15 protein-coding genes are annotated in these 13,278 nt (G+C 67.3%); all 15 read left to right on the top strand.

The window, feature by feature from the left end; genetic code table 11:
* The first annotated feature begins 130 nt into the window (after window positions 1-130).
* The 15 genes from urtB (at window position 131) to AC1PPK_RS21525 (ending at window position 13,231) form a co-directional block, all read left to right on the top strand.
* Window positions 131-1,732: an urea ABC transporter permease subunit UrtB gene (gene urtB, locus AC1PPK_RS21595; RefSeq protein ID WP_481115053.1), complete on the top strand. Its 1,602-nt coding sequence runs from the start codon at window positions 131-133 to the stop codon at window positions 1,730-1,732.
* A gap of 12 nt (window positions 1,733-1,744) precedes the next feature.
* Window positions 1,745-2,962, top strand: coding sequence for an urea ABC transporter permease subunit UrtC (gene urtC / locus AC1PPK_RS21590; protein WP_481115052.1), 1,218 nt, complete (start codon window positions 1,745-1,747; stop codon window positions 2,960-2,962).
* A gap of 2 nt (window positions 2,963-2,964) precedes the next feature.
* The gene (gene urtD / locus AC1PPK_RS21585; RefSeq protein WP_481115051.1) at window positions 2,965-3,816 is read left to right on the top strand and encodes an urea ABC transporter ATP-binding protein UrtD; all 852 of its coding nucleotides are present in this window, start codon (window positions 2,965-2,967) and stop codon (window positions 3,814-3,816) included.
* 2 nt (window positions 3,817-3,818) lie between these two features.
* Complete coding sequence (gene urtE, locus AC1PPK_RS21580; protein ID WP_481115050.1) at window positions 3,819-4,511, top strand: urea ABC transporter ATP-binding subunit UrtE; 693 nt, start codon at window positions 3,819-3,821, stop codon at window positions 4,509-4,511.
* Window positions 4,512-4,676: 165 nt separating this feature from the next.
* Entirely contained in the window at window positions 4,677-5,282 is a 606-nt protein-coding gene (locus AC1PPK_RS21575) for a hypothetical protein (protein WP_481115049.1), read from the top strand.
* A gap of 457 nt (window positions 5,283-5,739) precedes the next feature.
* Window positions 5,740-6,624: an urease accessory protein UreD gene (locus AC1PPK_RS21570; RefSeq protein WP_481115048.1), complete on the top strand. Its 885-nt coding sequence runs from the start codon at window positions 5,740-5,742 to the stop codon at window positions 6,622-6,624.
* A gap of 97 nt (window positions 6,625-6,721) precedes the next feature.
* Window positions 6,722-7,024: an urease subunit gamma gene (gene ureA / locus AC1PPK_RS21565; protein WP_079435773.1), complete on the top strand. Its 303-nt coding sequence runs from the start codon at window positions 6,722-6,724 to the stop codon at window positions 7,022-7,024.
* A gap of 9 nt (window positions 7,025-7,033) precedes the next feature.
* Window positions 7,034-7,339, top strand: a complete 306-nt coding sequence (locus tag AC1PPK_RS21560; RefSeq protein ID WP_481115047.1) for an urease subunit beta — start codon at window positions 7,034-7,036, stop codon at window positions 7,337-7,339.
* 1 nt (window position 7,340) lies between these two features.
* On the top strand, window positions 7,341-9,041 hold the full coding sequence (ureC, locus tag AC1PPK_RS21555) for an urease subunit alpha (RefSeq protein WP_481115046.1): 1,701 nt from the start codon (window positions 7,341-7,343) through the stop codon (window positions 9,039-9,041).
* A gap of 3 nt (window positions 9,042-9,044) precedes the next feature.
* Window positions 9,045-9,521 carry an urease accessory protein UreE gene (ureE, locus tag AC1PPK_RS21550; RefSeq protein WP_481115045.1) on the top strand — a complete coding sequence of 159 codons (477 nt, stop codon included), beginning with the start codon at window positions 9,045-9,047 and terminating at the stop codon, window positions 9,519-9,521.
* A 60-nt stretch (window positions 9,522-9,581) separates the two neighbouring features.
* Window positions 9,582-9,950, top strand: a complete 369-nt coding sequence (locus AC1PPK_RS21545; RefSeq protein ID WP_481115044.1) for a group I truncated hemoglobin — start codon at window positions 9,582-9,584, stop codon at window positions 9,948-9,950.
* 43 nt (window positions 9,951-9,993) lie between these two features.
* The gene (locus AC1PPK_RS21540; RefSeq protein WP_481118251.1) at window positions 9,994-10,662 is read left to right on the top strand and encodes an urease accessory protein UreF; all 669 of its coding nucleotides are present in this window, start codon (window positions 9,994-9,996) and stop codon (window positions 10,660-10,662) included.
* 12 nt (window positions 10,663-10,674) lie between these two features.
* Complete coding sequence (locus AC1PPK_RS21535) at window positions 10,675-11,958, top strand: patatin-like phospholipase family protein (RefSeq protein ID WP_481115043.1); 1,284 nt, start codon at window positions 10,675-10,677, stop codon at window positions 11,956-11,958.
* 56 nt (window positions 11,959-12,014) lie between these two features.
* Complete coding sequence (gene ureG, locus AC1PPK_RS21530) at window positions 12,015-12,629, top strand: urease accessory protein UreG (protein ID WP_481115042.1); 615 nt, start codon at window positions 12,015-12,017, stop codon at window positions 12,627-12,629.
* 155 nt (window positions 12,630-12,784) lie between these two features.
* A complete protein-coding gene (locus AC1PPK_RS21525) occupies window positions 12,785-13,231 on the top strand; it encodes a MaoC family dehydratase (protein WP_481115041.1) in 447 nt (148 codons plus the stop codon).
* Window positions 13,232-13,278: the final 47 nt, after the last annotated feature.

Raw genomic sequence — 13,278 nt, 5'->3', positions numbered from 1 at the left:
AATCTCCAACCTTCTCAAGAGGGTAGTTGTTGGCCGGCGGTGGGCTCCGGGCCCGGAGCCGGCCATTTTTTCGCCCTCGCGGGGGCGGGCCTAGGCCCATCGATTTCGCACTCCGATTTCGGGAGCAAGCATGAAACGACTGATATTCATCCTGAGCCTGGCCCTCGGCCTGGGCGCCGGCGCGGTGCGCGCCGACGTGGCCCCCGAGGTGCTGAAGGGCCTCGCGTCGGAAGACTTCGACGCCAAACAGGGCGCCGTGGCGGCGCTGGCGTCTGTCGGCGATGCCGACGCGGCGCGCCTGCTCAAGGCCTTGTCCGACGACGCGGTGGCGGTGGCCGGCGACACGCTGGTGATCGTCGCCGGCGACCAGGTGCTGGACGCCGCCAACGGCAAGTCGCTGAAGCCGGCCGCCAGTCCGGACTCCATCAGCCTCAACAACAGCCTGCGCCAGCAGGTGGATGGCGCCCTCGCGGCGCTGCGCCTGCTGTCCGCCGACAAGACCGAACGCCTGGCCGCCGCCAAGGCCCTGCTGGCCGACATGGGCGACGGTGCGGCGCTGCTGCCCTTGTTCGACAAGGCCCTGAAGCAGGAGCAGGACGGCGAGATCAAGACCATCCTGGTGCAACTGCAGGCCCAGGCCAGCCTCAGCAGCCCTGACGCCGCGGCCCGCCTGCAGGCCGTGCAGACCCTCGGCCAGTCGGCCAGCCCGGCGGTGAAGGCGCTGCTGCTGCCGCTGATCGAGAAACAGGGCGACAGCTACGCCGAGCCGGACGAGAAGGTCCGCCTGGCCGCCCAGACCGCGATCAAGGCCATCGACGGCCGCCTGGTGTGGAGCGACACCGCCGGGCAGATTTTCACCGGCATCTCCCTCGGCTCCATCCTGCTGCTGGCGGCGCTGGGTCTGGCCATCACCTACGGGGTGATGGGCGTCATCAACATGGCCCACGGCGAGCTGCTGATGGTCGGCGCCTATTCCGCCTATGCCATGCAGGCCCTGTTCCGCAGCCATTTTCCCGATTTCGTCGATTACTACGTGGTCGCCGCGGTGCCGGTGGCCTTCTTCGTCGCCGCGGCGGTGGGCATGCTGATGGAGCGCACGGTGATCCGTCACCTCTACGGCCGCCCGCTGGAAACCCTGCTGGCCACCTGGGGCCTGTCCCTGGTGCTGATCCAGGCGGCGCGCCTGCTGTTCGGCGCGCAGAACGTGGAAGTGGCCAACCCGGCGTGGATGTCCGGCGGCGTGCAGCTGGCCGAGAACCTGTCCCTGCCGTGGAACCGCCTGGTCATCGTGGCCTTCTCGGGCTTCGTGCTGCTGGTGGTGTGGCTGCTGATGAACAAGACCCGCCTGGGCATGTTCGTCCGCGCCGTCACGCAGAACCGTCCGATGGCCGGCTGCGTCGGCGTGCCGACGGCGCGCATCGACACCCTGGCCTTCGGCATCGGCTCGGGCATCGCCGGCCTCGGCGGCGTCGCCCTGTCGCAGATCGCCAACGTCGGGCCGGACATGGGCCAGGGCTACATCGTCGATTCCTTCATGGTCGTTGTGCTCGGCGGCGTCGGCCAGCTGGCCGGCGCGGTGTGGGCGGCGCTGGGCCTCGGCGTGGTCACCAAGTTCCTCGAAGGCTGGGCCGGGGCGGTCATCGCCAAGATCCTGGTGCTGGTCTTCATCATCATCTTCATCCAGAAGCGACCCCAGGGGCTGTTTGCCCTCAAGGGCCGGTTCGTCGACTGAGCGGGGACAGCCATGCGCACACCTGTTAGCGTGAAACTTGTTGCCGGCCTCGGTCCGCGGGGCTGGCTGGCAGTAGCGGCGGTCTTTGTGGCGGCCTGGGTGCTGGTGCCCCTGGCCCACCTGATGCTGCCCGAGGGCCATCCGCTGCACATCTCCACCTATGCCATCACCCTGATCGGCAAGATCCTGTGTTACGCCGTGGTGGCGGTGGCGATGGACCTGATCTGGGGCTTCGGCGGCATCCTGTCCCTCGGCCACGGGCTGTTCTTCGCGCTGGGCGGCTACAGCTTCGGCATGTACCTGATGCGCCAGATCGGCCGCGACGGCAGCTACGGCGCCGACATCCCGGACTTCATGGTGTTCCTCGACTGGAAGGAACTGCCCTGGTACTGGTCGGGCACCGACAGCTTCCTGTGGTGCCTGCTGCTGGCGGTGGTGGTGCCCGGCGTGATCGCCTGGATCTTCGGCTACTTCGCGTTCCGCTCGCGCATCAAGGGGGTGTATTTCTCGATCATCACCCAGGCCATGACCTACGCGGCGATGCTGTTCTTCTTCCGCAACGAGACCGGCTTCGGCGGCAACAACGGCTTCACCGACTTCAAGCGCATCCTCGGCTATTCGATCACCGCCCCGGAGACCCGCGTAGTGCTGTTCGGCCTGTCGGTGACGCTGCTGCTCGGCACGCTGATCATCGGCAAGGCGCTGATCGCCTCCAAGTTCGGCCGCGTCCTCACCGCCATCCGCGACGCCGAGAACCGGGTCATGTTCATCGGCTACAACCCGCTGCACTACAAGCTCTTCATCTGGACCGTGTCGGCCATGCTGTGCGGCCTGGCCGGGGCGCTCTACGTGCCGCAGGTGGGCATCATCAACCCGTCGGAAATGTCCGTCGCCAACTCCATCGAGATCGCCATCTGGGTCGCGGTAGGCGGGCGCGGCACGCTGGTCGGGCCGATCTTCGGGGCCGGCATCGTCAATCTGTCGAAGACCTGGTTCACCACCAGCTTCCCCGAATACTGGCTGTTCTTCCTGGGCCTGCTGTTCATCCTGGTGACCCTCTACCTGCCCGAGGGCGTGGCCGGCCTGTGGGCCAAGATCAAGGCCCGCCGTGCCGAAAAGGCCGCCCTGGCGGCGGCCCGCGTCGAAGCTGCGGCGGTATCTGCCGCCCCGCGCAGCCCGGCCGCCACCGAAACCAAGATCCCCAACGGCACCGCCGCTAAAGGAGCCTGACGATGCGTGTCGAATCCTCCATCTCCCGCAACGCCCCCGCCGACGGCCAGAAGGAAGGCTGGGACGGCGGAGCCAGCACCAGCCACGTGCTGACCCCCGGCGAGCTCGATCTGTCCCACAAGGTCATGCTCTACCTGGACGACATCACGGTCAGCTTCGACGGCTTCCGCGCCCTCAACCAGCTGTCCCTGCAGATCGACGCCGGCGAGCTGCGCTGCATCATCGGCCCCAACGGGGCAGGCAAGACCACGATGATGGACGTCATCACCGGCAAGACCCGGCCCGATTCCGGCAAGGCCTTCTTCGGCCAGACCATCGACCTGACCCGTCTGACCGAACCGCAGATCGCCCACGCCGGCATCGGCCGCAAGTTCCAGAAGCCGACCATCTTCGAGCACCACACCGTGTTCGAGAACCTGGAGCTGGCCCTCAAGACCGACAAGCGGGTCAAGAAGAGCCTCTTCGCGCGCCTGTTCGGCGACGACCTCGACAAGATTGCCGACACCCTGCGCCTGATCCGCCTCATCGATCAGGCCGACCGCATGGCCGGGCTGCTGTCCCACGGCCAGAAGCAGTGGCTGGAGATCGGCATGCTGCTGGTGCAGGAGCCCAAGCTGCTGCTCCTCGACGAGCCCGTCGCCGGCATGACCGACGACGAGACCGAGCGCACCGCCGAGCTGTTCGTCAGCCTCAAGGGCAAGCACTCGCTGGTGGTCGTCGAACACGACATGGCCTTCGTCGAAGCCCTCGGCGGCAAGGTCACCGTACTGTGCGAAGGCTCGGTGCTGGCGGAGGGCGACCTCGCCACCGTCCAGGCCGATCCCCGCGTCATCGAAGTCTATCTGGGGCGCTGAACATGCTAACCGTCACCAACTTGAACCAGTACTACGGCGGCTCCCACATCCTGCGCAACCTCAGCTTCGAGGTGCCGATGGGCAAGGTCACCACCCTGCTCGGGCGCAACGGGGTGGGCAAGACCACGCTGCTCAAGACCCTGATGGGCCTGGTGCCCGCCGCCACCGGCAGCATCGCCCTCGACGGCGCCGACATCACCAAGGCGCCCAGCTACGGCCGGGTGCGCGCCGGCATCGGCTACGTGCCCCAGGGCCGCGAGATCTTCCCGCGCCTGACGGTGGAGGAGAACCTCATGATGGGCCTCGCCACCCGGCCCGCCAGCGCCGAGGTGCCGACCCGCATCTTCGAGATGTTCCCGGTGCTCAAGCAGATGATGCGGCGGCGCGGCGGCGACCTTTCCGGCGGCCAGCAGCAACAGCTCGCCATCGGCCGCGCGCTGGCTCCGGGGCCCAAGCTGCTGATCCTCGACGAACCCACCGAGGGCATCCAGCCGTCGATCATCAAGGACATCGAACGGGCGATCCGCGCGCTGGCCGGGACGGGGGAGATGGCGATCCTGCTGGTGGAGCAGTACTACGACTTCGCGCGGTCGTTGGCGGATCACTATCTGTTGATGGAGCGGGGGGAGATTATCAGTGCGGGGCGGGGGGATGAAATGGAGGCTCACAAGGTGAGGGAGATGTTGTCGGTTTGACGACGCCGCACCTCTGTGGGGGCGAATTCATTCGCCCAGCACGGGTGGAGCCATTTGCCCTTGCCGGGAGGCTTTCCGTGGCTGAGCCTTGGATTGGCCGGGACTCGCCCCGGCGGGCGACCTTCTTTCTTGCGTCGCCAAGAAAGAAGGCAAAGAAGGCGACCCGTGCTTCACCGGTCGTCCGCGTTGCGGCCGACTTCCCTGCGCTGCTCGCAGCAGGCGGCCGGCGCGGAACTCGTCGGCTTCGCCTCCTCAGACAGCCGCGCCGGACTACCCCGCCTGCCGCTGTGCTGCTCGGCGGTTCAGGACGGGCTGTGGGGAGGCTCCGAGCGTTTGCTGAGGCTGGGGCTTAGCTGGTTCAAGTCCGAGGGAGGCTTACTTGCCTTTGTACTGGGCGAGCTCCCGTCCGAGATGAACCCGCTTCCTCCGGCGGTGAGAGCACTGCCCTCGGAGCTGAAAGAGTTCGGCTGGGAGCTGAGCTGGTTCAAGTCCAAGGGAGGCTTGCTTACCTTTGTACTGAGCCAGCTCCCGTCCGAGATGAACCCGCTCCCTCCGGTGGTGAGACCACTGCCCTCTGCGCTGAAAGAGTTCGGCTGGGGGCTGAGCTGGTTCAAGTCCGAGGGAGGCTCGCTTACCTTTGTACTGGGTCAGCTCCCGTCCGAGATGAGCCAGCTTCCTCCGGCGGTGAGACCACTGCCCTCGGCGCTGAAAGAGTTCGGCCGGGAGTTGAGCTGGTTCAAGTCCGAGGGAGGCTTGCTTACTTTGTACTGAACCAGTTTCCTCCGGCACGGCAGTTCGCCGCGCCTTTCCTGAAGGGGGCTGCCTGCCATAGCCACTTTGGGTGGCACAGACCCCGCCCGGCACGCCCGGAGCTCGGGCACCCCCGCAGGGGGCGCGGCAGCGGGGCACGTTTCTTTGCATCCTTTCTTGTCGTGTGACAAGAAAGGATGTCGCCCGCCGGGGCGAGACCCGGCCAACGTAAAGCAAAACAACGGAAATCCGCCCAGAAAACCTTCAAACCCATACAGCAAAGCACCACAAATGCCCCTGTTTGGTGCGCATACGGACATCGAGCCCCATAGACTAAGCCTGCGACCCCACACGCCAACCATTTTGGTGCATAGTCCGCGCCCCGCAAGCGCCGGGTTTCGCGCCATAAACCCGGCATTCGCCCCGAAACCCTGTATTCATGCGCTTCTCCGGCATACCGTTTGCTAATCTGACGCCCATGTCGCTCGCTCCCTGTCCTCCCGCCGAATCGAAAGCGCCATCGCGCCCCGACGCCGGCCACCACCTGAGCTGGCGCGCGCGCCTTGAACTGGGCTTCGACGCCACGCCCGACGGTCGCACGGTCCTGGCCCACCGCCTGCACGAAGGCCCGTTGCGGGTGCAGAAGGCGCTCTACCCGGAAGGGCCGGCGGTGTGCCATGCGCTGCTGCTGCATCCGCCGGCCGGCATTGCCGGGGGCGACGCGCTGACGGTGCAGGTGAAGGTGGGCGAGGGCGCCCATGCGCTGGTCACCACGCCCGGCGCCGGCAAGTGGTATCGCAGCCAGGGGCCGCTGGCCACCCAGCGACTGGATTTTTCGGTGGCGGCGGGCGGCGTGCTGGAATGGCTGCCGCAGGAGAGCATCGTTTTCGACCGGGTGCGCGGCTTCACCGAGACCACGGTCCGCCTGCAGGGCGACGCGGTGTTCGTCGGGCTGGACCTGCTGTGCCTCGGCCGCACTGCGTCCGGCGAGCGGCTGACCGCCGGCAGCCTGCGCCTGGCCTCGCGCATCGAGCGGGACGGGCGGCTGATCTGGAGCGAGCAGGGCGTCATCGAAGGCGGTTCGCGCCTGCTCGATTCGCCGGTCGGCCTGCGTGGCCAGCCGGTCGCCGGCACGCTGCTGGTGGCGGCGGAGGGCATCGACGCGGCGCTGCTGGAGGCCTGCCGGGCGGTGCTGCCGACGGTGGGCGAGGGCGGCGTGACGCGCCTGCCGGGCCTGCTGGTGGCGCGTTACCTGGGGCCGGCCGCCGAGCCGGCGCGGGCCTGGTTCGTGGCCCTGTGGGCGGCGCTGCGCCCGGCGCTGGTCGGTCGCAAGGCAGAGGTGCCGCGGATCTGGCATACCTGATATCGGTTTCCGGCAATGGCCGCGATAGAGGCCTTGCAACTATCATTTCCGGCGCCGGCCAGCGGGCCGCGCCGACCGAACAAGAAAGGGCTCTTTGATGGAACTGACCCCCCGCGAAAAAGACAAGCTGCTGATCTTCACTGCCGGCCTGCTGGCCGAGCGGCGCAAGGCCCGCGGCCTCAAGCTCAACTACCCGGAGGCGGTGGCCTATATCAGCGCCGCCCTCCTCGAAGGCGCCCGCGACGGGCGCACGGTGGCCGAGCTGATGAACTATGGCACCACGCTGCTCACCCGCGCCGACGTGATGGAGGGCGTGCCGGAGCTGATCCCCGAGATCCAGGTGGAAGCCACCTTTCCCGACGGCACCAAGCTGGTCACCGTCCATCAGCCGATTGTTTGAGGAGCGAGCATGATCCCCGGTGAAATCGACACCCTAGCCGGCGAGCTGGAGCTCAACGTCGGCCGCGCCACGCTGAGCCTCGTGGTCGCCAATACCGGCGACCGCCCGATCCAGGTCGGCTCCCACTACCACTTCGCAGAGACCAACGCGGCGCTGGACTTCGACCGCGCTGCCGCGCGGGGCTTCCGCCTCAATATTGCGGCCGGCACCGCGGTGCGCTTCGAGCCGGGCCAGACGCGTACCGTCGAGCTGGTGGCGCTGGCTGGCGACCGCAAGGTCTTCGGCTTCAACGCACAAGTCATGGGAGGGCTCTGAGATGGCAAAGATCTCGCGCCGCGCCTACGCGGAAATGTTCGGCCCGACGGTGGGCGACCGGGTGCGCCTGGCCGACACCGAGCTGTGGATCGAGGTGGAGAAGGACTACACGATCTACGGCGAGGAAGTGAAGTTCGGCGGCGGCAAGGTGATCCGCGACGGCATGGGCCAGGGCCAGCGCCTGGCCGCCGAAGTGGCCGACACCGTCATCACCAACGCGCTGATCCTCGACCACTGGGGCATCGTCAAGGCCGACATCGGCCTCAAGAACGGGCGCATCAGCGCCATCGGCAAGGCCGGCAACCCGGACATCCAGCCCGGCGTGACGATCGCCGTCGGTGCCGCCACCGAGGTGATCGCCGGCGAGGGGATGATCGTCACCGCTGGCGGCATCGACACCCACATCCACTTCATCTGCCCGCAGCAGATCGAGGAGGCGCTGATGAGCGGCGTCACCACGATGATCGGCGGCGGCACCGGGCCGGCCACCGGCACCTATGCCACCACCTGCACGCCGGGGCCGTGGCACATCGCGCGCATGCTGCAGGCGGCGGATGCCTTCCCGATGAACCTCGGTTTTCTCGGTAAGGGCAACGTCAGCCTGCCCGACCCGCTGCGCGAGCAGGTGGAGGCCGGCGTCATCGGCCTCAAACTGCACGAGGACTGGGGCACCACGCCGGCGGCCATCGACAACTGCCTGTCGGTCGCCGAGGAAATGGATATCCAGGTGGCGATCCACACCGACACGCTGAATGAATCCGGCTTCGTCGAGACCACCGCAGCGGCTTTCAAGGGCCGCAGCATCCACACCTTCCACACCGAGGGGGCGGGCGGCGGCCATGCGCCGGACATCGTCAAGCTGGCCGGGCTGTCCAACGTGCTGCCCAGTTCCACCAACCCGACCCGGCCCTACACCGTCAACACCATCGACGAGCATCTGGATATGCTGATGGTGTGCCACCACCTGGACCCGGCGATTGCCGAGGACGTGGCCTTCGCCGAGAGCCGCATCCGCCGCGAGACCATCGCCGCCGAGGACATCCTGCACGACATCGGCGCGCTGTCCATGTTCTCGTCCGACTCCCAGGCCATGGGCCGGGTTGGCGAGGTGATCATCCGCACCTGGCAGACGGCGCACAAGATGAAGGTCCAGCGCGGCGCGCTGGCCGAGGACACGGCACGTAGCGACAACTTCCGCGCCAAGCGCTACATCGCCAAATACACCATCAACCCGGCCATCACCCACGGCATCGGCCACGTGGTCGGCTCCATCGAGCCGGGCAAGCTGGCCGACCTGGTGATCTGGAAGCCGGCCTTCTTCGGCGTCAAGCCGAGCCTGATCCTGAAGGGCGGCATGATCGCCGCGGCGGCCATGGGCGACGCCAACGCGTCCATCCCGACGCCGCAGCCGGTGCATTACCGCCCGATGTTCGGCGCCTTCGGCGGCGGCCTCAAGACGGCGCTGACCTTCGTGTCCCAGGCGTCCCTCGCCAACGGCGCGCTCGACGGCCTCGGCCTCGCCAAGCCGCTGGAGGCGGTGCGCGGCATCCGCAGCGTCACCAAGGCGTCGATGATCCATAACAACTGGCAGGGCGACATCACCGTCGATCCGGAAACCTACGAGGTCCGCGCCGCCGGCGAACTGCTCACCTGCGAACCGGCCTCGGTGCTGCCGATGGCCCAACGTTACTTCCTGTTCTGAACCATGCTGCTGATCGAAACCCTCTACACCGGTGACGCCGCCCCGACGGCGCGCCTGCAACTCGACTTCGACGCCCGCACCAAGAGCCGCCTGCGCACCCGCCTGGCGGACGGCGAGGAGGTCGGCCTGTTCCTGCCCCGCGGCACCATCCTGCGCGGCGGCGACCGCCTGCAGGCCCAGGACGGGCGCATCGTCGAGGTGGTGTCGGCACCGGAAGACCTCATTGAAGCCCACTGCGCCGATGCCTCCGCGCTGGCCCGTGTGGCCTACCACCTGGGCAACCGCCACGTGGCGGTGCAGGTCGGCGACGGCTGGCTGCGCATCCAGACCGACCACGTGCTGAAGACCATGCTGGTCGGCCTCGGTGCGGAGGTGAGCAGCCTGTCCGCGCCCTTCGAGCCCGAAGCCGGCGCCTACGCCCACGGCCATCACCACGCCGAGCGCGGGGCGACGGAAGCGAAGATTCACCAGTACAAATAACAAGACCCAGAGTTGGGAGCCGCTCCAAGCATCCTTCAACCACGATAGGAGTCTTTTCCGATGACCACGCTTTACGAACGCCTCGGCGGCGCGGCTGCGATCGATGCGGCTGTCGACATCTTCTACGACAAGGTGCTGGCCGATGCGCGCATCAGCCATTTCTTCAGCAACACCGACATGGCCCGCCAGCGGTCTCACCAGAAGGCCTTCCTGACCTACGCTTTCGGCGGCGGCCCGGCCTACAACGGCAAGGGCATGCGCGCCGCTCACCAGGGTCTGGTGGACAAGCTGGGCCTCAACGAAAGCCACTTCGACGCGGTGGTCGAGAGCCTGGCAGCGACGTTGGCCGGCCTCGGCGTGTCCGACGCGCTGATCGGCGAGGTGGCTGCGGTTGCCGCGTCGATCAAGGACGACGTGCTGTGCCGCTGAGCGTTTTCCCGTACGCCGGAGGCCACCGGTGAGCCTGCCGCTGATGCGCCTGCTGCAGCTGGTCAGCCCGGCCCTGCCGGTGGGTGCCTACACCTACTCGCAGGGCCTGGAATGGGTCGTCGATTGCGGTGCGGTGAAGAGCGAGGCCCAGGTCGGCGAGTGGATCGGCGACGCGCTGGCCGGCGCCTTCGGCGGCTACGAGCTGCCGCTGCTGGCCCGCCTGCTGGACGCCTGGTGGGCCGGCGACGACAGCCAGGTGGCGGCGCTCAACGCCCGCTGCCTGGCGAGCCGCGAGACCTCCGAGCTGCGCGCCGAGACTGTGCAGATGGGCTACTCGCTGGTCCGCCTGCTGGTCGATTTGCCGGCTTTCGTCGAGCTGCCCGGCTGGGTGGCGCGGCTGAAGGCGGTGGACGAACCGGCTTTCCCGACCGCCTGGGCCGCCGTCGCGGTGGCCTGGCAGGTTCCGCCGGCCGATGCGCTGGGCGGCTATGCCTGGGCCTGGCTGGAGAACATGGTGATGGCGGCGGTGAAGGCCGTGCCCCTCGGCCAGGCCGCCGGTCAGCGCCTGTTGTCGTCCCTGGCGGCGCAGGTGCCGGAGCGGGTGGCCGACGCGCTGCAGCGGCCGCCGGAGGCCTGGTCCAACTTCCAGCCGGGATTGGCGATTGCCAGTTGCCGCCACGAGACGCAGTATTCCCGTCTGTTCCGTTCCTGAAAGCTCCGCATCGTGACTGCCCGCGCCGACGACGTGCCCCGTCTTGCCATCGCCTGTCAGGGCGGCGGTGCCCACACCGCCTTCACGGCCGGCGTGCTGGCCTACCTGTTCCTGTCCTTTGAGCATTTCCGTCAGGAAGGGCAGGAGAACCGCTGGTTCCGCCTGCTGGGCCTGTCCGGCACCTCGGGCGGAGCGCTCACCGCGGCGCTGGCGTGGAGCAAGGCCGACAGCTGGGCCGACGGTGCGCGCCGGGTGCTGCATTACTGGAACCTCAACAAGGCCAGCCTCGATCCGACTGGCAAGATGCCCTGGTGGTGGGGCGAGTACTTCACCAACAAGGCTGTGCAGTTCGCGCTGTCCTTGCAGGACTGGCTGCCGGACGTGAACGTGCCGCCGTCGCCCTTCCTGTCGGCGCTGGTGCAGGCGCGCATGAAGGACGACCTGCGCGCCACCGTCGGGCTGCCGGCCGACGCCGAGCGCTTCTTTGGACGGCAGGGGCTGGATCTCTTCGTCGGTGCGGTGGATGTGCTCGGCTATCCGAATGATCCCCAGAGCGCCTTCCGGACCTTTCCGGAGCGGCCGGGTGCCGGCATCCGCCTCGATGAACTGCTGGCCAGTGCCTGCATTCCCGAACTCTTCGTCGCCGGGCCGCTGGAGGTGGACAGCTGTGACCAGCCGGCGGGCCGCGAGCCGCGCTTCTTCTGGGACGGCCTGTATTCGCAGAACCCGCCGATCAGCGATTTTTTCGTCAATCGCCCGCGGGACGCCAAGCCCGACCTGCTGTGGGTGGTGCAGATCAACCCCAACCAGTACGAGGGGAGTGCCTGCGGTCCGGTGACGCCTTCCGAGCAGATTGACCGGCGCAACGAGCTGTCCGGCAACCTGTCCCTCGGCCAGGAGTTGCGTTCCATCGACGTGGTGAACAAGATCGCCACCCAGCTTTCCGGCTTGCGCAAGCTGCCATCGGATCTGGCCGACTACAAGCGGGTCACCGTCAGCGTCGTCGGTCTCGGCGAACAACCCCGCAAGGACTTTGCCGGCGTGCGCCTGGGCTACGCGTCCAAGCTCAACCGTGATCCCGATTTCATCGATGCGCTGATTGCCGAAGGCATTGCGGCGGCGGCCGAAGCCGCCAGCGGAGGGCACCTGCTGCAGCCCCATCCGAGCCTGAGCCGGCACCATTGCCGCCACGATTTCTCCAACCCGGACTGGCCCGACCCCCGCGACCTGGCGGTCCTCCTGGCCGACGATCCGGCCCTGGCCCGCCAGTGGGCGGCGCTGGCTGCCGCAGCGTGAGTCCGGCTGCAATCCGAATCGAACATCCAGAACCTGAACAAGAAGGAAAACGCTCCATGAAAGGCCAACCCCTCCGCGTCGGTATCGGCGGCCCCGTCGGCTCCGGCAAGACCGCCCTGACCCTGGCCCTGTGCCAGGCCCTGCGCGACAAGTACGACCTGTGCGTGGTGACCAACGACATCTACACCGCCGAGGACGCCCAGTTCCTGGTGCGCAACGAGGCCTTGGTGCCGGAGCGCATCATCGGTGTGGAAACCGGCGGTTGCCCGCATACGGCGATCCGCGAGGACGCCTCGATCAACCTGGAGGCGGTGGATCGCCTGATCCGCCTGTTCCCCGATGTGGAGCTGATCTTCGTCGAGTCCGGCGGCGACAATCTGGCGGCGACCTTTTCGCCGGAGTTGTCCGACCTGACGATCTACGTGATCGACGTGTCCGCTGGCGACAAGATCCCGCGCAAGGGCGGGCCGGGCATCACCAAGAGCGACCTGCTGGTCATCAACAAGATCGACCTGGCGCCGCTGGTCGGTGCGTCGCTGGAAGTCATGGACCGGGATGCCAGGAAGATGCGCGGCGAGCGCCCCTTCATCTTCAGCAATCTGAAGACCGGCCAGGGCCTCGCCGACGTCATTGCCTTCATCGAGCGTCAGGGCTTGCTGAAGGACGCCTGACGTCGTCGGCAGCCCTTATCGCGTGCGGATTCCGTAACATGATTGGAGTATGCTGGAGGCACGTGGGCGGCTTGAGGAGGAGTCAGGCTGCCGGCGGTTTTCCAACGGTTCTCAACCCAACAATCAAGATCAAAACACGCAGAAGGGAACAGTCGATGAGCGAAGAAAAGCAGAACTTCGAGGAATACTACGGCTACAAGTACGAGGAACTGTCCGTCGGGCAGAGTGCCGTGTATGCACGTACTGTCACCGAGGCCGACATCCTGGCCTTTGCGGGCGTGACCGGCGACTTCAACCCTGTACACGTGAATGAGGAACTGGCTGCGTCCACCATGTTCGGCGGCCGCATCGCCCACGGCATGCTGTCGGCCGGTTTCATCTCCACGGTGTTCGGCATGAAGCTGCCGGGGCCGGGCTGCATTTACCTGTCCCAGAGCCTGAAGTTCAAGGCGCCGGTGAAGATCGGCGACACCGTCACGGTGCGTTGCACGATCAAGGAATTAACTCCGGAGAAACGCAAGGCCAAGTTCGATACGGTGTGCACCGTGCGCGGCAAGGTCGTTCTCGAAGGTGAGGCGGACATCATGGTGCCGGCCCGCTGAGCGGAAGCTGAGCTGACTTGAGCAAGCGGGCTGGCCATGGGCCGGCC

Source organism: Zoogloea sp. JDB1 (assembly GCF_056724025.1).
The sequence above is the reverse complement of the archived record's forward strand: the minus strand, read 5'-3'. Positions and strand labels throughout refer to the sequence as shown.